General features: G+C 61.6%; 19 protein-coding genes and 1 riboswitch. Of the genes, 6 read left to right on the top strand and 13 right to left on the bottom strand.

Annotated features, from left to right (window positions below; translation table 11 throughout):
• Positions 1-80: 80 nt before the first annotated feature.
• Positions 81-1,973, bottom strand: a complete 1,893-nt coding sequence (gene thiC / locus WBK23_RS08370; RefSeq protein WP_424483523.1) for a phosphomethylpyrimidine synthase ThiC — start codon at positions 1,971-1,973, stop codon at positions 81-83.
• Positions 1,974-2,066: 93 nt separating this feature from the next.
• Positions 2,067-2,173, bottom strand: a riboswitch (TPP riboswitch).
• 221 nt (positions 2,174-2,394) lie between these two features.
• Here thiC and WBK23_RS08365 point away from each other — a divergent pair.
• On the top strand, positions 2,395-3,837 hold the full coding sequence (locus WBK23_RS08365; protein WP_424483522.1) for a TolC family outer membrane protein: 1,443 nt from the start codon (positions 2,395-2,397) through the stop codon (positions 3,835-3,837).
• Between the two features lie 68 nt (positions 3,838-3,905).
• On the opposite strand, the gene waaA is transcribed toward WBK23_RS08365, so the two are convergent.
• Both waaA and WBK23_RS08355 read right to left on the bottom strand, forming a co-directional pair.
• Positions 3,906-5,189: a lipid IV(A) 3-deoxy-D-manno-octulosonic acid transferase gene (gene waaA / locus WBK23_RS08360; protein WP_424483521.1), complete on the bottom strand. Its 1,284-nt coding sequence runs from the start codon at positions 5,187-5,189 to the stop codon at positions 3,906-3,908.
• A gap of 147 nt (positions 5,190-5,336) precedes the next feature.
• The gene (locus WBK23_RS08355; protein WP_424483520.1) at positions 5,337-6,221 is read right to left on the bottom strand and encodes a LysR family transcriptional regulator; all 885 of its coding nucleotides are present in this window, start codon (positions 6,219-6,221) and stop codon (positions 5,337-5,339) included.
• A gap of 86 nt (positions 6,222-6,307) precedes the next feature.
• Between WBK23_RS08355 and WBK23_RS08350 the strand changes: the two genes are divergently transcribed.
• The 4 genes from WBK23_RS08350 (at position 6,308) to WBK23_RS08335 (ending at position 9,735) form a co-directional block, all read left to right on the top strand.
• The gene (locus WBK23_RS08350) at positions 6,308-6,640 is read left to right on the top strand and encodes a DMT family transporter (RefSeq protein WP_424483519.1); all 333 of its coding nucleotides are present in this window, start codon (positions 6,308-6,310) and stop codon (positions 6,638-6,640) included.
• Between the two features lie 64 nt (positions 6,641-6,704).
• Positions 6,705-7,877 carry an FAD-dependent oxidoreductase gene (locus tag WBK23_RS08345; protein ID WP_424483518.1) on the top strand — a complete coding sequence of 391 codons (1,173 nt, stop codon included), beginning with the start codon at positions 6,705-6,707 and terminating at the stop codon, positions 7,875-7,877.
• Complete coding sequence (locus WBK23_RS08340) at positions 7,877-8,695, top strand: aldo/keto reductase (protein WP_424483517.1); 819 nt, start codon at positions 7,877-7,879, stop codon at positions 8,693-8,695. Before WBK23_RS08345 ends, WBK23_RS08340 begins: the two co-directional genes overlap by 1 nt.
• Positions 8,696-8,814: 119 nt before the next feature.
• Positions 8,815-9,735, top strand: a complete 921-nt coding sequence (locus WBK23_RS08335) for a metal ABC transporter ATPase (RefSeq protein ID WP_424483516.1) — start codon at positions 8,815-8,817, stop codon at positions 9,733-9,735.
• Between the two features lie 33 nt (positions 9,736-9,768).
• On the opposite strand, the gene WBK23_RS08330 is transcribed toward WBK23_RS08335, so the two are convergent.
• From WBK23_RS08330 to msbA, 6 genes are all read right to left on the bottom strand, one after another.
• Positions 9,769-10,977: an acyl-CoA dehydrogenase family protein gene (locus tag WBK23_RS08330; protein WP_424483515.1), complete on the bottom strand. Its 1,209-nt coding sequence runs from the start codon at positions 10,975-10,977 to the stop codon at positions 9,769-9,771.
• A gap of 12 nt (positions 10,978-10,989) precedes the next feature.
• Positions 10,990-12,273, bottom strand: coding sequence for an acyl-CoA dehydrogenase family protein (locus WBK23_RS08325; RefSeq protein WP_424483514.1), 1,284 nt, complete (start codon positions 12,271-12,273; stop codon positions 10,990-10,992).
• A gap of 112 nt (positions 12,274-12,385) precedes the next feature.
• Positions 12,386-13,807, bottom strand: coding sequence for a bifunctional D-glycero-beta-D-manno-heptose-7-phosphate kinase/D-glycero-beta-D-manno-heptose 1-phosphate adenylyltransferase HldE (gene hldE, locus WBK23_RS08320; protein ID WP_424483513.1), 1,422 nt, complete (start codon positions 13,805-13,807; stop codon positions 12,386-12,388).
• A gap of 65 nt (positions 13,808-13,872) precedes the next feature.
• Positions 13,873-15,273 carry a PIG-L deacetylase family protein gene (locus WBK23_RS08315; RefSeq protein WP_424483512.1) on the bottom strand — a complete coding sequence of 467 codons (1,401 nt, stop codon included), beginning with the start codon at positions 15,271-15,273 and terminating at the stop codon, positions 13,873-13,875.
• A 2-nt stretch (positions 15,274-15,275) separates the two neighbouring features.
• Positions 15,276-16,172 carry a GNAT family N-acetyltransferase gene (locus WBK23_RS08310; RefSeq protein ID WP_424483511.1) on the bottom strand — a complete coding sequence of 299 codons (897 nt, stop codon included), beginning with the start codon at positions 16,170-16,172 and terminating at the stop codon, positions 15,276-15,278.
• Positions 16,172-17,995: a lipid A export permease/ATP-binding protein MsbA gene (gene msbA, locus WBK23_RS08305; protein WP_424483510.1), complete on the bottom strand. Its 1,824-nt coding sequence runs from the start codon at positions 17,993-17,995 to the stop codon at positions 16,172-16,174. Before msbA ends, WBK23_RS08310 begins: the two co-directional genes overlap by 1 nt.
• A gap of 34 nt (positions 17,996-18,029) precedes the next feature.
• On the opposite strand from msbA, the gene WBK23_RS08300 reads away from it, so the two are divergent.
• A complete protein-coding gene (locus tag WBK23_RS08300; RefSeq protein ID WP_424483509.1) occupies positions 18,030-18,677 on the top strand; it encodes a toluene tolerance protein in 648 nt (215 codons plus the stop codon).
• A gap of 25 nt (positions 18,678-18,702) precedes the next feature.
• On the opposite strand, the gene WBK23_RS08295 is transcribed toward WBK23_RS08300, so the two are convergent.
• From WBK23_RS08295 to WBK23_RS08280, 4 genes are read right to left on the bottom strand one after another with little or no spacing between them, the layout of a single operon-like run.
• Entirely contained in the window at positions 18,703-19,425 is a 723-nt protein-coding gene (locus WBK23_RS08295; protein ID WP_424483508.1) for a glycosyltransferase family 32 protein, read from the bottom strand.
• A 2-nt stretch (positions 19,426-19,427) separates the two neighbouring features.
• Complete coding sequence (locus WBK23_RS08290) at positions 19,428-20,420, bottom strand: polysaccharide pyruvyl transferase family protein (RefSeq protein WP_424483507.1); 993 nt, start codon at positions 20,418-20,420, stop codon at positions 19,428-19,430.
• 12 nt (positions 20,421-20,432) lie between these two features.
• Complete coding sequence (locus WBK23_RS08285; protein WP_424483506.1) at positions 20,433-21,641, bottom strand: O-antigen ligase family protein; 1,209 nt, start codon at positions 21,639-21,641, stop codon at positions 20,433-20,435.
• A gap of 10 nt (positions 21,642-21,651) precedes the next feature.
• The gene (locus WBK23_RS08280; protein ID WP_424483505.1) at positions 21,652-23,685 is read right to left on the bottom strand and encodes a glycosyltransferase family 25 protein; all 2,034 of its coding nucleotides are present in this window, start codon (positions 23,683-23,685) and stop codon (positions 21,652-21,654) included.
• Between the last annotated feature and the right edge of the window lie 4 nt (positions 23,686-23,689).

The raw sequence follows: 23,689 nt of genomic DNA, 5'->3' as shown, positions 1-23,689 counted from the left end.
TGAATTAACAGGAACGGGCCCGAAGGCCCGTTCTGGTTACACCCTATGCTGCGCCGAAACATGGCGCAGCAGAAGCTCTATCAGACCTTGTGGTAGAGCTGCGCACCTTGCGCCTTGAACTCCTCTGCCTTGGCTTGCATACCCGCCTCGGCATCCAGGTCGAGTGCGGCGATGCGTTGCTCTTCAGCATAGACGCGAACTTCCTGGGTGATCTTCATCGAGCAGAACTTCGGCCCGCACATGGAGCAGAAGTGTGCCACCTTCGCCGAGTCCTTGGGCAGCGTTTCGTCGTGATAACTGCGCGCGGTGTCGGGATCCAGACCGAGGTTGAACTGGTCTTCCCAACGGAACTCGAAGCGCGCCTTGGACAGGGCGTTGTCACGAATCTGCGCGCCCGGATGTCCCTTGGCCAAGTCCGCAGCGTGAGCGGCGATCTTGTAGGTGATGATGCCGGTTTTGACGTCATCCTTGTTCGGCAGGCCCAGGTGTTCCTTGGGCGTGACGTAGCAGAGCATGGCGCAACCGAACCAGCCGATCATCGCCGCACCGATGCCGCTGGTGATGTGGTCGTAGCCCGGCGCAATGTCGGTGGTCAACGGGCCGAGGGTGTAGAACGGTGCCTCGTCGCAGCACTCCAGCTGCTTGTCCATGTTCTCCTTGATCAGCTGCATCGGCACGTGGCCGGGGCCTTCGATCATGGTCTGCACGTCGTGCTTCCAGGCGATCTTGGTCAACTCGCCGAGGGTTTCCAGCTCACCGAACTGCGCTTCGTCGTTGGCGTCGGCAATCGAACCCGGACGCAGGCCATCGCCCAGCGAGAAGCTGACGTCGTAGGCCTTCATGATTTCGCAGATGTCTTCGAAATGGGTGTAGAGGAAGTTCTCTTTATGGTGCGCCAGGCACCACTTGGCCATGATCGAACCACCGCGGGAAACGATACCGGTGACCCGTTTGGCAGTCATCGGCACGTAACGCAGCAATACGCCGGCGTGGATGGTGAAGTAGTCCACGCCCTGCTCGGCCTGCTCGATCAGGGTGTCGCGGAACAGCTCCCAGGTCAGCTCTTCGGCTGCGCCGCCGACCTTCTCCAGGGCCTGATAGATCGGCACGGTACCGATTGGCACCGGCGAGTTGCGGATGATCCATTCGCGGGTTTCGTGAATGTGCTTGCCGGTGGACAGGTCCATGACCGTGTCCGAGCCCCAGCGAATGCCCCAGGTCAGCTTGGCCACTTCTTCTTCAATCGAAGAGCCCAGCGCCGAGTTGCCGATGTTGCCGTTGATCTTCACCAGGAAGTTACGGCCGATGATCATCGGTTCCAGTTCGGTGTGGTTGATGTTGGCCGGGATGATCGCGCGACCGCGGGCGATCTCTTCGCGGACGAATTCGGGGGTGATGATCTTCGGTACGCTGGCACCGAAGCTGTGCCCGGCGTGCTGCTGATCGAGCAGGCCGGCGGCGCGCGCCACCTCCAGCTTCATGTTCTCGCGGATGGCGACGTATTCCATCTCGGCGGTGATGATGCCTTTACGGGCGTAGTGCATCTGGCTGACGTTGGCCCCGGCCTTGGCCCGACGCGGGTTGTTGACGTGAGCGAAACGCAGCTTGGTCAACTCGGCATCGGCGAGGCGCTGCTGGCCAAAGTTCGAGCTCAGACCGCTCAAACGCTCGGTATCGCCACGCGCTTCGATCCACGGCGAACGCACGTCGGCCAGGCCTTTGCGCACGTCGATGATGACCTTGGGATCGGTGTACGGGCCGGAGGTGTCGTAGACCACCACCGGGGCGTTGATCTCGCCGCCAAAGTCGGTGGGGGTAACGTCCAGGCTGATTTCACGCATCGGCACCAGAATGTCCGGGCGCGAACCCTGGACGTAAACTTTCTGCGAACGGGTGAAGGGTTGGATCGACTGTTGGTCGACCTGGGCGGATTCACTCAGGATCGGATTGAGGTTTTTTTCTTGTGTGCTCATCGGCGGCTCTCCAGGGCTGAATGTCGGAGCGAACCTGGACGGATGAGCGGCGAGAGGCGCACCTGGGGCGGTGCCAGAGGCTCGCCAGAGAATGGGCGAGCACATCTTGTTCCCTACGCAGGCTTTAACCTGATCAGGTTCAACGGGATCCGGCAGCTGCCAATCTCAGCCCCGCAATTGGGGCACCCCGACAAGAACGCGGCCAGTCTAATCAACCCCAGCCAATAAAACCAACCCGCGGGTCAAATATTCATGACCCACGCGTCGGATAGTGACGACAGGAACAAAATCACCTGGATTGTTGCGCTAAGGCAACATAGCTTGTTGCAAACTACACTCCAGCCGCCATAACTGTCCTTGACCCTCTCGGCACGGCCCCTTAGCCTTGAGGATTACCGCCAAATTCAGGATGATTCCCCTAATGTTGCGCAGACTCTCTCTGGCTATCGCCGTGGCCGCCGCCTCCAATGGGTTGGCTTGGGCCGAACAAGCCCCGCAGTCCAGCAAAACCGACCTGGTCACGGTTTACCAGGAAGCCGCCAACAATAACGCCGACCTGGCCGCCGCCCGCGCTGACTATGAAGCGCGCCGCGAAGTGGTGCCGCAGGCCCGTGCCGGTTTGCTGCCGAACCTGTCCGCTGGCGCCGACATGGCCAACACCGAAACCAAGGTTGATCGCAGCATTAGTGACGTGGACTCCTCGCGCAGCGGCACGTCCTACCGCGCCAACCTGAGCCAACCGCTGTTCCGTGCCGACCGCTGGTTCCAGCTGCAGGCCGCCGAGGCGAGCAACGAGCAAGCAGCACTGGAACTGTCGGCCACCGAACAGAACCTGATTCTGCAGAGCGCCGAGACCTATTTCGCGGTGCTGCGCGCCCAGGACAACCTGGCCTCGACCAAGGCCGAAGAAGCGGCGTTCAAGCGTCAGCTGGACCAGGCCAATGAGCGTTTCGACGTCGGCCTCTCGGACAAGACCGACGTACTGGAAGCCCAGGCCGGTTTCGACACCGCCCGCGCCAACCGCATCATCGCCCTGCGCCAGGTCGAGGACGCCTTCCAGGCGCTGATCACCCTGACCAACCGCGACTTCAATGCGCTGGAAGGCATCGAGCACAGCCTGCCGATCCTCGCGCCAACGCCGAATGACGCCAAAGCCTGGGTCGACACCGCCGCCGCGCAGAACCTCAATCTGCAGGCCAGCAACTATGCGGTGAACGCTGCCGAAGAAACCCTGCGCCAGCGTAAAGCCGGCCACGCACCGACCCTGGATGCGGTTGCCAGCTACCAGAAAGGCGACAACGACTCGCTGGGTTTCAGCAACAGCAACGGGCTGCCGGGCTACAACGGCGATGCCGAACAGACCAGCATCGGCCTGCAACTGAATATCCCGATCTACAGCGGCGGCCTGACCAGCTCCCAGGTGCGCGAGTCCTACCAGCGCCTGAACCAGACCGAGCAGCTGCGCGAAAGCCTGCGTCGTCAGGTGGTGCAGAACACCCGCAACCTGCACCGCGCGGTCAACACCGACGTGGAAACCGTGCAAGCGCGCAAGCAGTCGATCATCTCCAACCAGAGCGCCCTGGAAGCCACCGAAATCGGCTACCAGGTCGGTACGCGCAACATCGTCGACGTGCTCGACGCCCAGCGCGAGCTGTACAGCTCGGTGCGCAACTACAACAACGCGCGCTATGACTACATCCTCAATAACCTGCGCTTGAAGCAGGCCGCCGGCACCCTGAGCCCGGACGACCTCAACGCCCTCGAGCAGTACCTGAAATCCGACTACAACCCGGACGAGGACTTCCTGCCGCCGGATCTGGCCAAGGCCGCCGAAGCGCAACTGCGTGGCAACACGGACTACTGAGTTAGTCGCATAAAAAAGCCCGGACCTTGCTCCGGGCTTTTTTATGCGTGGGGTTTAACGCGCACGGGCTAGCCGAGCAAACGGCCTAAGCCTGCGAGCAAGCGCGCCAGCGCGCCCTGATTGGCCTGCATCACCGCCAGCCCCGCCGTGCGCATGGCTTGTGCGGCCTCAGGCTCACGCCACAGCTGCGCCACCTGCTGCGCCAGGCCCGACGCATCCGCCACTTCGACCAAGGCACCAGCGGCACGCAACTGCGCGGCAATTTCCAGGAAGTTGAACAGCTGCGGCCCGCTCAGCACCGGTTTGCCCAGCGCCGCCGGCTCCAGCAGGTTATGCCCGCCGTTGGCCACCAGGCTACCGCCGACAAATGTGGTGTCGGCCAGCGCATAGAGAAACAGCAGTTCGCCCATGGTGTCGCCAAGCAGCACCTGATCCGCCGCCTGCACCGCTGCGCCGGTGGAGCGACGCTGGGTGGTAAAGCCTTCACGCTGACACAACTCGAACACCGCATTGAAGCGTTCAGGATGGCGTGGCACCAGAATCAGCAGCGCCTCGGGCCATTGCTTGAGCAGCTCACGGTGCGCCGCCAGAACGATCTCATCCTCGCCGGCATGGGTGCTGGCCGCGATCCACACCGGCCGCGACTCGGCTTGCCATTGTTCACGCAACAAGGCCGCACGGCTGAGCAGCTCCGGGTCAATGCTCAGGTCAAACTTGATCGAACCGGTGACTTCGACGCACTCAGGGCGCGCGCCCAGGCTGCGAAAGCGCTCGGCCTCCAGCGCCGTCTGCACGGCAAGCAAATCCAGCTCGGCGAGCATTGGCGCGGCGAGCTTGGCGAAGCGCGCATAACCGCGCGCCGAACGCTCGGACAACCGCGCATTGGCCAGCGCCACGGGGATGCCGCGCTTGGCGCACTGGTGGATATGGTTAGGCCACAACTCGGTTTCCATGATCACCGCCAGCTTGGGCTGCACCTGATCGAGAAAACGCGCCGCCGCCCACGGCAGGTCATACGGCAGGTAGCAGTGCTGAACTCGCCCGGCATATTCGGCACCGCCGAACAGCGCCTGAATCCGCTCCGAACCGGTCGGGGTCATGCAGGTCATGGTGATCGGCAGGTGCGGATAGCGCGCCAGCAGCTCACGGATCAGCGGCGCAGCGGCGATGCTCTCGCCCACCGACACCGCATGCAGCCAGATGCCACCCGGCTTGAGCGGCGGCAGGCCGAGGGCGAAACGCTCGCCAATCCGCTTGGCATAGGCCGGTGCCTGCCAGGCGCGCCAGGCCAGACGCCCGGCCACCAGCGGCAAACCGAAATAAAACAACAGGGTGTAGAGGCTTCTATTCATGGCGCGCAGCTTAGGCACTTTAGGAAAAGTCGTCGAGCAAAGGTCAGGCAAGGCAGAAAGAAGTGAGGACGCGGAGTGTACGAATAGTACATGAGCAGGCCGAACTACTTTCTAACGCAGCATCACCGATGCGCAGGCACTTTTCGATCAGCCTATGGCCTGCAGGTGCTTGGCAAAGCACTCGGCCAGCCACAGCGCAGCCGGGCCGAGCGCCTCATCGCGGCGGCAGACCAGTTCCACCACCAGCGGTGGCGGCACCCAGTCGCTGCTCAGCTCCACCAGCTGCCCCTGGTAAGTCGGGTATTGCAGCACATGGCGCGGCAACCAAGCCCAGCCGAGGTTGCGCATCAGTAACTCGGCCATGGAGTAGAAACTGTCGGTGCGCCAGATCGACGGGCTGAGCTGCTCGCCGCCGGGGTAATGACCGTCCTGCGGGGCCATCAGCAATTGCCGATGGCGAGCCAGCTCGCGCCGGTCGACATGCACGGCCTCGGCCAGGGCGTGCCCTGCGCCGCACACCGTAACCAGCTCGATGGTGCCCAGGCGTTGGCGCTCCAGGGCATCCGGCATCTGCTCGTGGTGAAACAGCAGCCCCAGATCGGCGCGGTGCTCCAGCAGCTTGCGCGCCACATCACCCTGGGCACCGCTGGCCAGCTGCACCTCCAGCAACGGAAACGCCTGGGCCAGGGCTTCCAGGCTATCGAGCACCGGTTGATAAGGCATCGCTTCGTCCTGAGCCAGGCGCAGGCACACCTCTTCGCCACGCACCAGGCCGAGCGCGCGGCCGTGCAGGCGCTGGCACTGGCGCAGCACCTCGCGCGCCTCTTCCAGCAAGGCCGCACCGGCGTCGGTCAGGCGCGGCTGACGGCCGCTGCTACGCTCGAACAACTGCACGCCGAGGTCGCTCTCCAGCAAGGCGATCGCACTGCTCACGGCCGACTGCGCGCGCCGACTCTGCCGCGCCACCGCAGAGAACGACTGACCCTCGGCGACGCTGACAAACACGCGAATTTGTTCCAGATTCCACTGCACAACCCATCTCCAAAGCAGATAGGTAATGACTTTACCCCATCGGCGCAGCCACTAAAATGGCCGCCACTTCACCCTGGAGGCCCATCATGAGCGGCTACCTGTACCTCGCCATCGCCATTACCGCCGAAGTCATCGCCACCACCTCGATGAAGGCCCTGGATGGTTTCAACAAACCGCTGCCCCTGTTCCTGGTGGTGGTCGGCTACGGCATTTCCTTCTGGATGCTCAGCCTGGTGGTGAAGACCATTCCAGTCGGCGTCGCCTACGCGGTATGGGCCGGCCTCGGCATCGTGCTGGTGAGCATTGCAGCGGTATTTCTCTACCAGCAGCGCCTGGACCTGCCGGCCATGCTTGGCATGGGCCTGATCGTCGCCGGCGTGGTGGTTATCCAGCTGTTCTCGAGCAGCGTCGGCCATTGATCGAGCGAGCGGCACAGGCCGCTCGCGGTATACTGCGCGCCCGTTTTCCCATCGAGGCGCGCGCATGTCCCAAGCTCTGAGCACTGACGTTCTGATCGTCGGCGGCGGTATCGCCGGCCTCTGGCTGAATGCACGCCTGCGCCACCAGGGCTTTGCCACCCTGCTGGTGGAGAACGCCAGCCTCGGCGGCGGACAGAGCGTGAAATCCCAGGGCATCATCCACGGCGGTGCCAAGTACGCCCTGCATGGCGCATTGAGCGGGGCCTCGGAAGCCATCGCCGATATGCCGCGGCGCTGGCGCGAAGCCCTGGCCGGCACCGGCGAACTGGATCTGAGCGGCGTGCGCCTGCTCTCCGATGCCCATTACCTGTGGTCGCCCGGCAGCCTGGCCGGCAATATCACCAGCTTCTTCGCCAGCAAGGCGGTGCGTGGCCGCGTCGATCAGGTCAAGGGCGAGCAGCTGCCGCCGGCGCTGCAGCATCCGAAATTCAAGGGCAAGGTCTATCGCCTGGCCGAACTGGTGCTGGATGTGCCGAGTCTGATCAAGCGCCTGAGCGAACTGGCCGGCGATGGCCTGTTGGCCGCCGAGCGCATCGAGCCGTTGCAGGAAAATGGCGAATTGGCAGGGCTGATCGTCGATGGCCGGGAGATCCGCGCACAACGCATCATCCTCAGCGCCGGCCGCGGCAACGCCGAGTTGCTGGCGACTTTGGGCCTGAGCCAGCCGGCGCAGCAGTTGCGCCCGCTGCATATGGTGCTGGTCAAAGGCCCAACGCTGAAGCCGCTGTACGCCCACTGCCTGGGCGGCGGGCCGAAGCCACGGGTGACCGTCACCACCCACCCGGCCGCCGATGGCCAGTGGGTCTGGTACCTCGGCGGCGACCTGGCCGAAGCCGATGGCGTGGCCCGTAACGAAGCGGCACAAATCCAGGCCGCGCAGAAGGAGTTGAGCGAGCTGCTGCCCTGGGTCGACCTCTCAGCCGCGCAGTGGGCCACCCTGCGCGTAGAACGCGCCGAGCCGGCGCAATCGGGCCTGGTACGACCGGACAATGCCTTTCTCAATGAACAGGGCACGCTGCTGGTCGGTTGGCCGACTAAACTGGCACTTGCGCCGGACTTCGCCGACCGCGTGCTCGCCGCCCTGCAACGCGACGGCATTCGCCCGGGCAGCCACGCACCACTGCCGGCGCTACCACAGCCCGCCGTAGCCCCACCGGTTTGGGAGGAACTGTTCTGATGCATGCCCTGCACAGTTTGCACAACCTGCACCGCCCGCTGGGCGCGACCGAGCTACTGGTTTCGCCGCTGGGGCTCGGCACGGTCAAGCTCGGCCGCGACCAGGGGGTGAAATACCCCAACGGCTTTACCATTCCCGATGACGCCGCCGCGCGCCAGCTACTGGCCCTGGCCCATGACCTGGGCATCAACCTGATCGACACCGCGCCGGCCTATGGCACCAGCGAAACCCGCCTCGGCCCGTTGCTGCGCGGGCAACGCCAGCAGTGGGTGATCGTCAGCAAGATCGGCGAAGAGTTCGACAACGGCCAGTCGCGCTTCGACTTCAGCCCGGAACACACGCGTTTCTCGCTGGAGCGCAGCCTCAAACGCCTGGAAACCGACTATATCGACCTGCTGCTGGTGCATTCGGACGGCAACGACGTGGCCATCCTGCGTGACAGCGGCGTGTACGAAACCCTGGCTGAGCTTAAGCGCGAGGGCAAAATTCGCGGCTTCGGCCTCTCCGGCAAAACCGTCGAAGGCGGCCTGCTGGCCCTCGAACACGGCGACTGCGCGATGGTCACCTACAACCTCAATGAGCAAACCGAGCAGGCCGTGCTCGACTACGCCGAACTGCACGGCAAGGGCATTCTGATCAAAAAAGCCCTGGCCAGCGGCCACGCCTGCCTCGCGCAGGGCGTCGACCCGGTACGCGCCAGCTTCGAGCTGATCTTCGCCCACCCGGCGGCCACCAGCGCCATCATCGGCACCATCAACCCCGAACACCTGGCGCACAACGTCGCCACCGCCGCCGCTGTAATTCAGGATATTGCCTAAGAACCCGTTTACGCTCTGCTGCGCGTCGGCCTTGCTGCGTTAAAAACAGGCTCTAGGCCGCCAGCTGCGCCCAACTGTGCCAAGCTCTCAGGCCATGTTCATGCCCGCGAGGAGTTGCAATGCCGCGCACCCTGATCCGCAAAGACCCCAGCAGCTTTAAGAGCCAACAGCTGTTTGTCGAGGCCAGCGCCGACGGCTTGTGCTACCAGGGCCTGGGCAGGCCGCTGAATTTTCGCCAGATGCTGGAAAAGCGCAAACCGGTGAGCGTGGCCGATAACCAGCGCTTTGCCCTGGAACTGGCCAACCTCGGCGTATCCGTGCGCCTGACCCTCAACTGGCAGGGGCGCGACTACTGGCTGCTGGTGCGCCAACGCCGTCTCGACCGTGGCGACGTGGTGCTCAAGCTGATCTCCGGCTATGTGCCGACCCACGAGCTCAACCTGCCGCTGCTCACCGCCATTCAGGAAGTGGCCGAAGAATGCCTGCTGGAAACCCCGGAGGGCTGGCTGAGCGGGCGCTTCGGCGATACCTGGCTGCCCACGCCTTACCAGGGCGCGCTGCGCTACCGGCAAACCGCGCACTTCAACCTCAGCGCCCTGTCCGGGGCCGCGCGTCCGGTGCAATGCGGCAACCTCAAGCTGCTGGAGCGGCCGCACGCCTACGTGCACCTGCCAACGGCCTCGCTGCAACTGGTCTACGACCTGCGCCTGGAATTGCCCAAGGACAGCCAGCAACTGAGCCTGCTGCATGTCGATGAGCACCTCGAGGACGGCCAACTGATCGCCCGCCTCAATCGCGCCCGCCCCGATCTGTTTCTGATTCCGCTGGATCAGGGCCGCCCGACGGCCCAGTTGCTGACCCTCAAGCAAGGCCAGCTGCACGCCGCCAGCACGCGCGGGCTGTGGCTGGCAGAAAGCTTTGCAGCGCAGGATGGCTGGGTGGTGCGTGATGAACGGATACGCTGGAAGGACTGGCTGGCCCAGCAGCACGGTGCCGCGCCGGCCACCCAGAATGGCCGGGCACAAAAAAGCCCCACCTAAGCAGGGCAAAAAGGGACTTCGTTCAAGCGTCGCTTATTTCAGTTCGCTCGAGCTCTTGCCGAGCAAGCGCCGCGCCACGATCAGCAACTGGATCTGCTGGGTGCCTTCGAAGATGTCGAGAATCTTCGAGTCGCGCGCCCATTTTTCCAGCAGCTCATCCTCGCCATAACCCAGCGCTCCGGCCAGTTCCACACACTTGAGTGTCACCTCGTTGGCCACCCGTCCGGCCTTGGCCTTGGCGATCGAGGCCTCCTTGGAGTTAGGCAACTTGTTGTCGGCCATCCAGGCGGCTTTCAGGGTCAGCAGGCGCGCGGCTTCCCACTCGGCCTCCAGACGATAGAGGGTCGCCTCGGCATGGCTGACGCTGAGCAGCGGCTTGCGGTAATCCAGCGTACAGACCTTTTTCAGCAGTTCGCGGGTGCGGTCCAGCGAGGCCTTAGCCACCCCGACGGCCATGCCAGCTACCAGTGGGCGGGTGTTATCGAAGGTTTCCATGACCCCGGCAAAGCCCTTCTGCACATCGATTTCGGGGTTACCCAGCAAGTTGGCCGCCGGCACCCGGCAGTCGCTGAAACTGATCGAGGCGGTATCCGAGGCCTTGATGCCGAGCTTCTTCTCCAGACGCGTCACCGTCATGCCCGGCGTGCCGTGCTCGACCACGAAGGACTTGATCGCCGCGCGGCCGAGGTGCTTGTCCAGGGTGGCCCAGACCACCACCGCATCGGCGCGCTCACCCGAGGTGACGAAGATTTTCTCGCCGTTAAGCACGTAGTGATCGCCATCCTTGATCGCGGTGGTGCGGATCGCCGCCGAATCCGAGCCGCAGCCCGGCTCGGTGATGGCCATGGCCGCCCAGGTGCCACCGAAGCGTTTGAGCTGTTCGTCATTGGCCACCGCGGCAATCGCCGCATTGCCCAGGCCCTGACGCGGCATGGCCAAGAGCAGGCCGACATCGCCCCAGCACAGCTCCATCACCCCCAGCAGGGCCGAGAGGTTGCCGCCGTTCTTGATTCCTTCCTGCTGCTCGCGGGCCGCCCCCCGCTTGCTCGCCGAGGTGGCCCCAATGGCATCCGGCGAGCCGGCGTTCATGCCGTCGAGCAAGGCGGCGAGCAGATCCAGTTCCTTGGGATAGGCATGCTCGGCCTTGTCGTACTTGCGCGAGATCGGCCGGAAGTAGTTCTCCGCCACCTGATGGGCCTGATTGACCAGGCCACGGAATTTCTTTGGGGTTTCCAGATTCATGTCGATGCGTCCTTAGAGTTGCAGGCCGCCGGCCATCACGGCCAACGCACGCAAATCGCGGTACCAGCGCTCGGCCGGATGTTCTTTGGTAAAGCCATGGCCGCCAAGCAGTTGCACCGCGTCGGTGCCGATCTGCATGGCCTTCTCACCGCACAGCAGGCGGGCCAGATAGGCCTCGCGCTGGAAGGGCAGGCCTTGTTCGGCGCGGGCGCAGGCGCGCCAAACCATCAGGCGCATGGCGTCGACCTCCACGGCCATGTCCGCGACCATAAAAGCCACGCCCTGGCGGTGGCTGATCGGCTCGCCGAAGGCCAGGCGCTCGTTGCAATAGCTGATCACATAATCCAGCGCGGCCTGCGCCGTACCCACCGCCAGGGCGCACCAGGCCAACGCGGCGTAATCGAGAAAGCCTTGATAGCTGAACTGCTCGCCGAGCAGACGCGCCTCCAGCGGCACCTTGACGCTTTTCAACAGCACGCGCGCGGTGCTGGTGGCCTTGAGGCCCATGGCGGGCTGCGGCTGACGCTGCAAACCCTTGGCTCCGGCATCGACGATAAACAGCCCAGGGCCGTCCGCCGTCTGCGCGGCAATAATCAGCTGGCTGGCATCCAGGCCGCGCACCACCAGGCATTTCTCGCCGCTGAGCAGGTAGTGTTTGCCGCGCTTTTTCGCCTGAGTGGCCAGACGCAGCGGATCGAATAACGGCACCGGCTCATTGACCGCAATGGCCATCAGCGGCGCTCGTTCTTCGCTGACAAACGCCGGCAGCCAGTGCGCCTGCTGCGCTGTAGTGCCAAAGCGGCGAATGCAGTTGGCCGCCGACAACGGCACCAACAAGGCCGCCGCCAGGGACAGATCGCCCTTGCCCAGCGCTTCGGCGATCAAGGCATTGCTCAGGGTGGTGCGCTCGCCGGCCATGCCGCCCTGCGCCTCGCTCACTCCGTAATGGGTCAGGCCCAGCTCATGGGCCTGGTTGAGCAAGGCCGCCGGCAACGCCGCCTGCGCGTCGGCGTCGTGGGCCAGCGGCCGCAGCACCTCACTGGCGAAGGCTTCGAGCATCTCCACCAGCATCTGCTGTTCATCGGACAACGACAGGTCGAACAAGGCATCGGGATCAACCGGACGCGCCACCTTGGCGGCTTTGCCCGCACGCTGCGCCGCCGCACGAAAGCTCGCACGGCTGCCGGTATAGATAAGTTTTTCGAAGGGTTTGCGCAGTTTCAAACGGTCCGGCCAGTCAGCCTGGGCGACCCGGTTGAGCATTGCCAGGGCACGGCCCTGTACGTCGGAAGTCATGGCATCTCGCTCCATGCGGGGGATGCCAGGGATGATGCGCGCGGCCGGGGCAAGCGCCTATGACCGCGCCGACGCCAGCGACTGGCACAACAGCCAGTCGCTGGGCAGCGGCTTACTTGTTGCGGATCTTCTCGACGATGGCAGTAGTCGAGCTGTTTTCCACCAGCCCCAGCACGCGCACTTCGCCGCCATAGGCGCGAACAATATCGCCGCCGACCACACCTTCGATACCGTAATCGCCGCCCTTGACCAGCACATCCGGTTTGACCTGACGCAGCAGATTTTCCGGGGTATCTTCGCTAAAGCTCACCACCCAGTCCACCGCACCGAGGCCGGCCAGCACGGCCATGCGCCGGTCCACCGAGTTAATCGGCCGACCCGGGCCTTTCAAGCGGCTGACCGAGGCATCATCGTTGACCGCCAGCACCAGGCGATTGCCCTGGGCGCGCGCCTGCTCCAGGTAGGTCACATGGCCGGCATGCAGGATGTCGAAACAGCCATTGGTGAACACGATCGACTCGCCATGGGCGCGCGCATCCTCGACCGCCAGCAACAACTGGTCGAGACTCAGCACGCCGCGCTCTGAACCCGCCTCGCGCTGAATCGCCCGGCGCAACTCGGGCGCGCTGATGGCGGCAGTGCCCAGCTTGCCGACCACGATACCAGCGGCGAGGTTGGCCAAGGCCACGGCATGCGGCAGCTCCTCGCCGGCGGCCAGGCTGGCGGCCAGGGTGGAAATCACCGTATCGCCGGCACCGGTCACATCGAACACTTCGCGGGCACGAGCCGGCAGGTGCAGTGGGCTATGATCCGGACGCAGCAGGGTCATGCCGTGCTCACCACGGGTTACCAACAGCGCGCCCAGCTCCAGCTCGCTCATCAGCGCTGCGCCCTTGGCCACCAGCTCGGCCTCGTCGCGGCAATGGCCGACGATGGTTTCGAACTCGTGCAGGTTCGGGGTAATCAGGCTGGCCCCACGGTAGATGGAGAAGTCCTTGCCCTTGGGGTCGGCCAATACCGCGATGCCTTTGCTGCGCGCCAGCTGCACCAACGCCTGATGGTTCTGCAGCGCGCCTTTGCCGTAATCGGACAGCACCAGCACCTTGATCCCGTCGAGCTGCGCTTCGACGCTGGCGGCGAGTGCGGCGGCGTCGGTGTTGAACGGCTCTTCGAAATCCATGCGCAGCAGTTGCTGGTGACGGCTCATCACCCGCAATTTGACGATGGTCGGCTGCGTTGCGATGCGCTGAAACAGCGTCTTCACCCCGACTGCCTGCAAACTGTTGCTCAGGCTATCAGCGGCCTCATCGGTGCCGGTAACGCCGACCAGCACCGCCGGTGCGCCGAGCGCGGCGATGTTCAACGCGACGTTGGCCGCGCCACCCGGACGGTCTTCGATCTGCTCGACCTTGACCACCGGCACCGGCGCTTCCGGAGAAATCCGTGAGGTGCCGCCATGCCAATAACGATCGAGCATCACATCGCCCACCACCAGAACGGCGGCCTGGTCGAAACGCGGCATGGACAATTTCATAAACACTCCAGAAGCGGCTAAAACGAATCGCCGCAAATCATAACATTGGCAGGTAAATACGCTGATCAACCGTCGAGCGTACGCACCCAGAACAGTTCGTGGCGGCGCACCGCCTTGCGGAAGAATTCGTCTTCACCAGTGGCCGGCCAGCGCCGCCCGGCCAGCAGGCGCTGAATCAACCGGCGGATGCGCCGTTTAAGCGGCAATGCGCCTTGTAAATCGTGTTGCATGGCCAGGGCCATGGCTTTATCCAGCTGCTGCGCGGCATCCAGACTCGGGCTCCACAAACCATCCGCCGGCAGCGCTGCAATAGCGGGCGGTAGTGCAATGCCAAAACCAGCAGGGCCCATCGGCCAGCGGTCGTTGTCGTGCAGGTGGTTGGCATACAGCAGTAGGGTTTTCGGCTTCCAGCTGCTCAGCTCAATCGCCTCCAGCAGTGCCTGGGTACTGGCCACATGGTCGCTGTGTGGGTCCAGCTGCGGGTGCGGCGTCACCACCACCTCAGGCTGGTAGTGCTCAAGGACTGCCACTAAATCGGCCAACAGATTGCGCCAGCTGGGCAGGCCATCGGCGTCGCCAGGCAGTGTGATTGAATTGGCCACGCGTACGCTGCGAATATCGCCCTCACCCGACTCGCGCGAGGCAAATGCCTGCTGCGGTTGCGCGGCCATGGCCGGCAATTGCAGGCAGTAATACCCCAGCTGCAAGCACTGATTTTGCGGCACACCGCCCCATAGCGGCACGGCCAGGCTGTCCCAGCTGCGCAGGCGACCCTTGAGGCGCGCGGCCGCAGTGGTGTCCAAGCCCAGCGAGCGGTAGGCCTCGGCCTCGATCTCCCCCTGGGTCAGGGTCACGATGCTGACATCGCGGGCACGGCTGTACAGGCCGAAAGCCGCCAGCTCGGCGTCATCGGCATGCGGCGCAATAATCATCAAGCGTTGTTCGGCGTAATCCGGGTTAGCCTGCGCATAGAGCAGCGCGGTCGACTCAAGGCGGCAGAAGCGCCCGCGGATCTGTAACTGCCCATCGGCCAAGAGCTCGCCTTGCCCAGACAGATTCAAGTAGCGCAGCCCCTGCACGCCGCGCTCGAAATCCTGACGATCCGTTCCGAGCCGCACATAGGGGTCAAGCCGGCGGCCCAGCCAGCTCGCCTTGATTCGCACCTGCAGGAACAGACTATCGGCACTGCCCACGGCGCCGTCGAGGATCAGCCGACCAGCCTCGATACGAGCAGGCACAGCTGGCGTACCCGGCGCAAACACGTACTGATAGTCATCGCCTGGGGAATAGAACAGGTGATCGGCAAACCAGGCCTCGTGCCCAATCCAGCCAAGTAGCATCAGCAGCGGCACCCACCACCAGGCAGCAAACACACCGAGCAGCGTCAGCAGTAGCAACGCCAGCAACAGCGCAAAGCGCTTGTTGCGACGATGGCGCTTAAGCAGGGTTTGCTTGCGTCCTGTCATGTTCAGACCTGATAAACCGGGAAGCGGTTACACCAGCGGTCCTTGTACTCGCGATCCGCCCGGCCAAAGGAATAGCGCAAGGGCTTGCCGATAGCGCGGGCCTCGGCCCAGGCAGTTTGGCTGTTGATAAAGCTAAGCACGCTGCCGGGGCTGAACTCGCGGTTCTGCGGGTCGACGCCGCCGTTGATGTACTCCAGGCTGACCCATTGCGGTGCCTCGACCCGGTAGAGCACCTGAATTGCCACGGGCTGGTCGTTCAGGTAAATCAGCGAGCCGGTAATAAAGTCGCGCATCAGGCTGAACACCTCGGCCAGATGCGCCTTGCCGGTGGCCTCGAAGCCCCAGCGGCGCTGAAACAGGTTGGCGTAGATCAGCGCCTGCTCGCTGGCGGACAGCTCCAACATCGGCCGAACGACACCGCCCGCCTCTTCCAGCAAGCGCTGCTCACGGCGTTGGTTGTAGCGGAACTTCTTGCTGTATTCCTCTGGCTCACGAGCCAACGCCAGACCTTCCGGCTGCTCACGGCGGCCGAGCACCTGCTCGGCATTCAGCGCCGACAGGTAGCGCACCTTGTGCCGCAGCGGCACGCGCGCGTCGCTTGCCAGCGGCAGGATGATTTCGGCATTACCCAGGTCGAACAAACCACGCTTGCCATGCTGTTTCAGCACATCCTTGGACAAGGCCAGGTGACGCCCCCAGGTCGGCACGGCGGCGCGCAACTCGCCCCGTTCAAACCAGCCCAGGTAACGCACCGGCAAACCCGCCAACCCTGCCAGGCGCTCGACGACCTGCGGATGGGTGGCGACACTGCCGCCGAACAGCTGCCAAGCGTTTGCATAGGCGGCCGCATCGATAGGCGTCCAGCCACGTTCACGCCAGGCGCGTAAATGGCTGAGCATCAGGCATCCTGCTCCGCAATCTGATCGTCACCCTCGACGAAGTCACGCGCATGCAAACGCGCGTAGTAACCGTTCAGCGCCAGCAATTCGCTATGAGTGCCGCGCTCGACAATCTGCCCCTGGTCCATCACCAGAATCAGGTCAGCTTTCTCGATAGTGCTCAGGCGGTGGGCGATCACCAAGGTGGTACGACCCTTCATCACCTCATCCAGGGCGGCCTGAATATGCCGTTCCGACTCGGTATCCAGCGCCGAAGTGGCCTCGTCGAGAATCAACAACGGCGCGTTCTTCAGAAGCGCGCGGGCAATCGCCAGGCGCTGGCGCTGACCACCGGAGAGCAGCACGCCGTTTTCACCCACCAGAGTGGCATAGCCCTCTGGAAGCTTCTCAATAAACTCAGCCGCGTAAGCCGCTTCAGACGCCTTGCGCACATCCTCAAGCGGAGCACCGGCCAGATCACCATAGGCAATGTTATTGGCCACCGTGTCGTTGAACAGGGTGACGTGCTGGGTCACCAGCGCAATGTGCTGACGCAGGTTGCGCAGGCGGTAGTGTTCGACATCCAGGCCATCGAGCAGGATCTGGCCCTGCTCATGGTGATAGAAACGCGGAATCAAGCTGGCCAGCGTTGACTTACCACTCCCCGAACGCCCTACCAGCGCAACCATCTGCCCAGGCTCGGCAACAAAGGAAATGTTGTTGAGCACCGGCTTCTCGGTCCCTGGATAGTGGAAGCTCAAATCACGGACTTCAAGGTGACCGCTAACACGTGCGCGCTCTTCAGTACCGTGGTCGACCTCCATATCTTCATCAAGCTGCTCGAAAATGCTCTCGGCACCGGCCAGGCCTTTCTGCACCGTGGCGCTCACTTCAGACAGCTGGCGAATCGGTTTGGGCAGCAGGCCCGCCAGGGTGATGTAGGCGACCAAATCGCCAGGCGAGGCATCGCCGCGCATCAGCAGAACAAGGAACATCAGCACCGCCATGGCGGTGTAAATCACCAGCTGCAACATCGGCGTATACACCGCACCGGTCTTGGTCATACGCAGCTGTTTTTCCCGGTTGCTATTACTTGCATTGAGAAAGCGCGCCTGCTCGTATGACTCACCACCAAAGCTGCGGACGACCCGGTAGCCCTGGATAGTCTCAGACGCCACATGGGTCACATCGCCCATGGCCGCTTGGATCTTCTTGCTTTGCTTGCGGAACTTGCGGCTGGCGCTGGTCACCATCAGACCGATCAGCGGCAGAATCGCCAGCATCACCAGAGTCAGCTTCCAGTTCATCCACAGCAACGAGGCGAACAGGAAAATCACCGTCATGCCCTCGCGCACCACGACCTTGATGGCATCAGTAGCCGCGCCGGTGACCATGGTCACGTTAAAGCTAATCCGCGAAATCAGATGGCCCGAGTTATGGGTATCGAAGTAGCGGTTAGGCAGAACCAGCAAGTTGTTAAACAACGAAACGCGCAGGTCATGCACCAGGCCTAGCGAAACCTTGGCCAGAAAATAGTTGCCGAGAAAGGAACCGATGCCCTGCCAGAGCGCGATCAACACAATCAGTAGGGGCACGACCTGCATAAGCTTCAGGTCGACCAGAAAAGGCACATCTTTCAGGTAGGGCACAGCCGCGAAGAAGCTAGCATCCGGGTTGGCCAGCCCGTCCACAAAATACTTGAGGATGTAGCCAAACATCGGCTGGGTGGACGCGAAGATCAAAAAACCCAAGATGCTGATGGCGAACAGGCCCGAGTAAGGGACCACGTATTTCAGCAATCGCAAATAAACCCTGACACTCGATTGCTGGTTAGAATTGGCCATTCGGCACGCCTCGTACGACGACTAGAGAAATAAGATGCGGATTGTAACAGCGAAAGAATTCCAAGATTGGCTGAGCCACGGTGAGGTTCTGGAAAAAGACAGCCATGGTGCCAAAGTAATTCGCCTCACCGATGGCAAATTATTGAAAATCTTCCGCAGCCGCCGCCTGCCCTTGCTTGCCCGCCTGCGCCCCGACGCGGCCCGATTCGATGATCGCGCCAAACGCCTACAGGCTTTAGGTATCCTGACTCCCGCGATTTGTGAAACCTGCTGGATTGACCGCAGCAAACTGATCAGCGCGTGCCTCTACGAGCCACTCACAGGCCTACCACTGGATCGAATGTTCCACAGCGATCGTGAGCAGTTCGACTTGCTACTGCCGAAACTGGCCACTTATATCCATCAACTGCATCAGCACGGCATCTACTTTCGCTCACTGCACCTGGGCAACATCCTGCATACGCCTGGTGGTGGCTTCGGCCTGATCGACTTTCTCGACATCCGCTTTAAGGGACGTCCACTGGGACGCACCCTAATTCGCCGAAACTTTCAGCACCTGCGCAATTACCTGCAGCGGCGTAAGGTGCAGAACTTCCCCTGGGATGAGCTAATGGCTGCCTACAAGGCTGCTAGAAACCGGCCAGACTTCAGCACCACCTACACACCCACGGCACGAAACTAACTGCTTATAGCCCGCCGAACTCACTCTAGCGGAGGTAAGCCCCGACTCTGTAGCACTGCAAATACAGCCACGCCTCAATCTGTTCCGGCAACTTGCGCAGCCCGCGAACAATACGACTTAGAACCCCTTTATCGCTGCGTGAACGCCAGCTGCCCGCATAGAAGTGCCGCGCAATAGGTTTCATTCCTGGAGCAGCAACACCACGAGCATCTGCGAGCATACCGATAGCAAGCGTCCGCTCTTGGCCACGCAGCTCGTCGCCGCCGCTGCCTGTGAACCCCTGATTTATAAGCAATCGGCTGACCTCATTGACGTTCACCAATTCGGACAACCGCGCCAAATCGAACTCCGTGCGGTCGTAAAACTCCAGCATATGCCGCGGCAGCCAGTGCCCAGCCTGTGCACCAATAATCGACGTGGCAAAGCGCTGCTGATCCTCAGTTCCGATAAACAGTTGCAAGCTAAGCAAATCATCAAAACGCGCACGCACCTCAACATCCACATCCAAGTAGATACCGCCATGCTCTTCGAGAACGCGCATACGCACATAGTCAGAAACAAAGGCGTAGCGCTCAGCAACATAAGCGGCTGCGGCAAATGGATGTGCGGTGATATCAAAACTTCGCTCATCCCAACGCACTACCTGATAATCCGGCAAATGATAGGCCCACGAAGCAAGGCAGCGTCTGGCCTGCAGAGGCAATGGTTTACCTCCGAACCAGCAGTAGTGAATTTTTCGCGGGATCATACCTACTCACCATACCGGCTGAAAAACGCCTGCGGATTCCCGCTAAGAGGTTTGCAATCCTCGCCGCCATAGTCACGCCGCAATTGGTTGACGCAACAATATAGCTGGGCGACCCGCTGGCGAAAAACTTGCTCACCAGTCAATTGACCTGGCAGCTGCGATACCCCCCGCAGAGCCTGAACCAATTCCTTCTCGGCTCGTTCGAAAGGCCAACCTGGCGGAGTCACGGCTCGCCATTTCCGCTTACCAAGTCCACAGCGCTGCAGACCCGCCTTGAGCCACTGCCCGCAATGATGGAGCAATCCCTTGCGACCCGCGAACCTAGCTGCCTCATAAAACCCAGAGAGTTCGGTCACCTGCAGAGACACACCAAAAGCCTCCGCCCAGTCGTACCATTTTTCGGCATTGAACTGACCGCCAAAGCTGAACGGGACCCAGGGCACACGCAAAATATCGGCAAGAATAGCCCCGTGCATAGCCTCTGCCAGGACCAAATCCGCCGAAGCCAGTTCCTGCATGAATGACTCTGCCGACAGCAGAGGCGAAAGAAACGTCAGCCCCGCCTGCTCACAAATTGCGGCCCAATCCAGAAAACGCAGTGAGCGATGATGCGGGACGACAACGGTCTTCCCTGTCCTGGCAGTAGACGTCCAGACAGACCAGTCCAGCGTAGCCAGCAAATAGGCGGCATCGGCGACGGCGTGCTCGCTCGACAGCCCCATTGCCTTAGCCGAACGCGGGCCGCGAACGGCATAGCAATGCCAACGAGCGTCCTGTTCAGGTGGCGACCCATAACCCGCCCCAGTGCCAAGCACATTGATACGACTTACACCGTCTAATCGCGTACAAAACTCACGATTGAGCAGAGTTCCGATACCCAGGAGCGCAGACCCGCTTGTGCTGTCCGTGGGCAAATCACCCAAAAGAGCAGGCCACAACCAACGGTTAAGCTCATCGCCGACATTTTCACTACCTGCAGGGTACGTCGCCTTCATTATGCTCAACGCCTACTTGTCGTTACTAACAGTAAGATCCTGGCTATTCGCAGCCCGTGACTTCGCAAGCAACTTCCGGTCTACGGCCAAGGCAAAACCGAGAAGTACTGGCAACCACACCGTAAACCACTCCTCCCGCGGTTTGACCCAGGGGCCGATACCATCCGTCAACAACGCAACCAAGGAGAAACAACACAGCGCACACAGTGCTTGCCCCGGCACCGAGCCCCTTGCCGACCACGCGCGCCAGGCAATTCCTGCCTGCAAAGCGAGCCAGAGCAATAGACCAATGGCACCTAACTGCACGGCGAGGTGCATATAGAGGTTGTGGGCATGCTCATAGCTGTTGCCCAATTCGGCGATTAGCAGTTGATAGTCGGTACCAAGCCCCAGCCCCAGCCAAGGATTGGCCAGCCATAACATCCAGGCCTGTTCGAGCAATTGCGGGCGATAGGAAAAACCACCACGTAACAGTTGCTCAGGCAGCAACCAAGCCCCCAGCAGCGCCGTGAAGATAGCCATACCACCTGCTAGCCAAGCCCAACGAGAAGCGGACCAGATACCGGATAGCGCCAAACACACCAACAACGCAAGCGCAGGGCCTTTGCTGCGCGACATCAACAAGAAAACCAAACAACCTATGCACGCGACAACCCACAGCCAACGAGGAAGGTGCGGCGAAAGCCAACTGCGCATAAACAACACAACCAGCCCCATAACCCCAATAACATGCGATGCAAGAATGGTGTGATTGAGCAAGCCTGTAGCCACAACGCGCGTTTCTAGCGGCTGGTCCTGCAACACATAAAAATAGAAAAGTGACCACCAAACCAGTACGGAACCTAGCACCGCGCAACTCAGCAAGACCTGCCAAAGCAGGCGCGCATTAAGCGCAGCCAGAGCGACCACAGCGTTTACCGCAAGGCAGACATAAAGCAATTCCTTAAGCCGGTCTGCTGCCCCTCCCCAGGCAATGGAAACACCAGCCCAGAGTACCGACAGAGCAAGCAAAAACAACAGCATATAGTCCCATGCACGCCGCACTGCTGCTATAGAGAACAGCGCCAGCAAACCTGGCAACCAGAAGAAAACAATCAACCCCTGCTGATACAACTTGCTGGTCGGAAGTAAGAACATACCCAGCAAAAGCCATGCGAAACCAAAAGCCAGCCATAGCGTCAGAACAGCAGTCCATCGCGAAGATGGCAATGTATTGGTCATATTTGCCTCATTAGTACGACGAACGGCCGTAGCGTATTTTTGCCCACCAACGCTGCAGCATTTGGCGAGTTTTGTGTTTAGGCTTACGCTCGACCTGTTCGATATCACTCATATCAAGCAAGCGCTGCTGGGCCAGCGTCGGCCGCACCATGAGAGTCTCAACAGAGGACTGCAGCACTTCCGAGTAATACCAATCGAGCGGCAAACCCGACTCGGGGGCCTCGCGGAGAATCCGCTCATAGAGGCTGGCATTTACTACATAGGCATGAGCCAGACGAATACGGCTGACCGCCCAGAGATTCGTGGATGCTGCTGTTTTCTTACCGCCTTTTTTGAAGGTGCCGCCGAGATACAACAAGCCCCACTCACGGCCCTGCAACTGCTTGCATGCCTGAGTCAGCACGGCCCGGGTATAGGACTCGAACTCGCAGTCGTCCTCGAGAATCAACACCGACGGCCAACCTGCATCGCGTGCAATGCGAATGATCGCCAGATGACTGCGCATGCACGCCCAAGTCGTTTGCAGTTTATGCTCTGCAGACGGACTCGGGCCATCAACGCGCTGAAGAAATGCCTTGAGCGCGCCCGAAGGCTGGTCATCTACCAGATCACGAACACTGATGGCGGAAAAACGTTCGGCGGCAATACCGACCCGAGCCAAGTTCTCCGTCATCTTTACCCAACGATCCGTGCGATGATCAAGATTAATGACAAACGCACGTTCAAAACAAAACCCGCTCATAGCACCACTCACACCGCTGCAGCTTCCTGCCTTGTAAGATTTATCAGTAACCAGTCCCTGCAACAGAGGCTGGCTCTCAATCTGCTCGTTGCGCAGAAGTTTTTCGAGTAAGGCTCCAGCCCGCGCGAGCCCGGAAACACCATAGGCCAGGTGATAATCGGCAAAGCGGGCAGCTTGCTCCAGACTGCGTGCGTAATCAGCATCAATCTGCGCAATCCGCTGCTGCAACTGCTCAACACGCTCGACCCGCTGACCGAAGAAGCTATCCTGAGCAAAAATATCCGGTTCACCGCTGACATTTACGTAGATAACCGGTCGCCGTGCCAATGCGGCCTCAATCACCGCGTTGGACATTATATTGATTACCAGTGACGCACGCCCGAGGGCCTCAGCCAGTGTGCAGCTGGCGGGCAACACCTGCAGATTATCCAGAGCTGCGGCAGTCTCTTGCCAGAACAACACCTGGCTACGCGGATGAGCCTTGACCAGCACCTGATAGTCGGGATTTTGCGCCGCCCAGTCGCGTATAAGTGCGTAAGTGCGCCGGTAACCGACTTGCTTTTCCTTATCAGGGCCAACACCCAGCACTAGGACAACACGAAGAGAAGAATCAGCAGGCTGCAGATCATAAGCCTGATCGACCATATGCGAGCCCGCCAGCACAGCCTGTGAGCTACCGAAACGCAAGGCTCTCGACTGCAACGCCTCCAGTGAACTCTGGCCAAATATAAAGTAGTAATCGTAGTCGTTCATGCCCAGACGCCGTGAACTCTCCACGGTCGAGGCATGGGCCAGCTGCACCAACAGACGCTGCCGCGCATTCAGCGATAGACGCAAAAACGGTGCATACAGACTGCCATTACGATCATTGAGCAAGATGCGCGGTAGATAGCGCTCCACCAGCCATTCGGCATAAGCAGCATGGCCGAAGTAGCGAGTCGGCACGCTGCACGGGGGCCGCCTAAGCAGACGCTGGCGAAGGATTGCCCTGGGCTCCTCCAGAGCGGTCTCCACCAGACTATGACCACGTGCACTCAGGTCTTCGATCAACAGCTTCTTGCGCTGGAACTTGATCACCTTGGGGGCCGACTGCAGCAGCAAGAAGTCACAGGGCTCGGCCGTGATCGTGGCCGCCAGACGACGTTTGGCACACAGACCGAACAGCCAATCACCGACCAACTCGCGAGCAAAACGCAAGATACTACCGAGCCGGCCATGACGCTCGCGCAGCAGCAGCCAGCGGTAGCGATCCAGAGCACGGGCCTTGGCAGCCCAAGGGTTACTGACAACACTCTGCGTCATCACA

Origin of the sequence: Pseudomonas sp. (assembly GCF_049653025.1) — a bacterium.
Taxonomy (GTDB): Bacteria; Pseudomonadota; Gammaproteobacteria; order Pseudomonadales; family Pseudomonadaceae; genus Aquipseudomonas.
This window is presented reverse-complemented; position numbering and strand designations above follow the sequence as displayed.

Coding starts and splice junctions, on each gene's coding strand:
- thiC (WP_424483523.1), bottom strand. CDS start 1,973: ATGAGCACACAAGAAAAAAACCTCAATCCGATCCTGAGTGAATCCGCC.
- WBK23_RS08365 (WP_424483522.1), top strand. CDS start 2,395: ATGTTGCGCAGACTCTCTCTGGCTATCGCCGTGGCCGCCGCCTCCAAT.
- waaA (WP_424483521.1), bottom strand. CDS start 5,189: ATGAATAGAAGCCTCTACACCCTGTTGTTTTATTTCGGTTTGCCGCTG.
- WBK23_RS08350 (WP_424483519.1), top strand. CDS start 6,308: ATGAGCGGCTACCTGTACCTCGCCATCGCCATTACCGCCGAAGTCATC.
- WBK23_RS08345 (WP_424483518.1), top strand. CDS start 6,705: ATGTCCCAAGCTCTGAGCACTGACGTTCTGATCGTCGGCGGCGGTATC.
- WBK23_RS08340 (WP_424483517.1), top strand. CDS start 7,877: ATGCATGCCCTGCACAGTTTGCACAACCTGCACCGCCCGCTGGGCGCG.
- WBK23_RS08335 (WP_424483516.1), top strand. CDS start 8,815: ATGCCGCGCACCCTGATCCGCAAAGACCCCAGCAGCTTTAAGAGCCAA.
- WBK23_RS08330 (WP_424483515.1), bottom strand. CDS start 10,977: ATGAATCTGGAAACCCCAAAGAAATTCCGTGGCCTGGTCAATCAGGCC.
- WBK23_RS08325 (WP_424483514.1), bottom strand. CDS start 12,273: ATGACTTCCGACGTACAGGGCCGTGCCCTGGCAATGCTCAACCGGGTC.
- hldE (WP_424483513.1), bottom strand. CDS start 13,807: ATGAAATTGTCCATGCCGCGTTTCGACCAGGCCGCCGTTCTGGTGGTG.
- WBK23_RS08315 (WP_424483512.1), bottom strand. CDS start 15,273: ATGACAGGACGCAAGCAAACCCTGCTTAAGCGCCATCGTCGCAACAAG.
- WBK23_RS08310 (WP_424483511.1), bottom strand. CDS start 16,172: ATGCTCAGCCATTTACGCGCCTGGCGTGAACGTGGCTGGACGCCTATC.
- msbA (WP_424483510.1), bottom strand. CDS start 17,995: ATGGCCAATTCTAACCAGCAATCGAGTGTCAGGGTTTATTTGCGATTG.
- WBK23_RS08300 (WP_424483509.1), top strand. CDS start 18,030: ATGCGGATTGTAACAGCGAAAGAATTCCAAGATTGGCTGAGCCACGGT.
- WBK23_RS08295 (WP_424483508.1), bottom strand. CDS start 19,425: ATGATCCCGCGAAAAATTCACTACTGCTGGTTCGGAGGTAAACCATTG.
- WBK23_RS08290 (WP_424483507.1), bottom strand. CDS start 20,420: ATGAAGGCGACGTACCCTGCAGGTAGTGAAAATGTCGGCGATGAGCTT.
- WBK23_RS08285 (WP_424483506.1), bottom strand. CDS start 21,641: ATGACCAATACATTGCCATCTTCGCGATGGACTGCTGTTCTGACGCTA.
- WBK23_RS08280 (WP_424483505.1), bottom strand. CDS start 23,685: ATGACGCAGAGTGTTGTCAGTAACCCTTGGGCTGCCAAGGCCCGTGCT.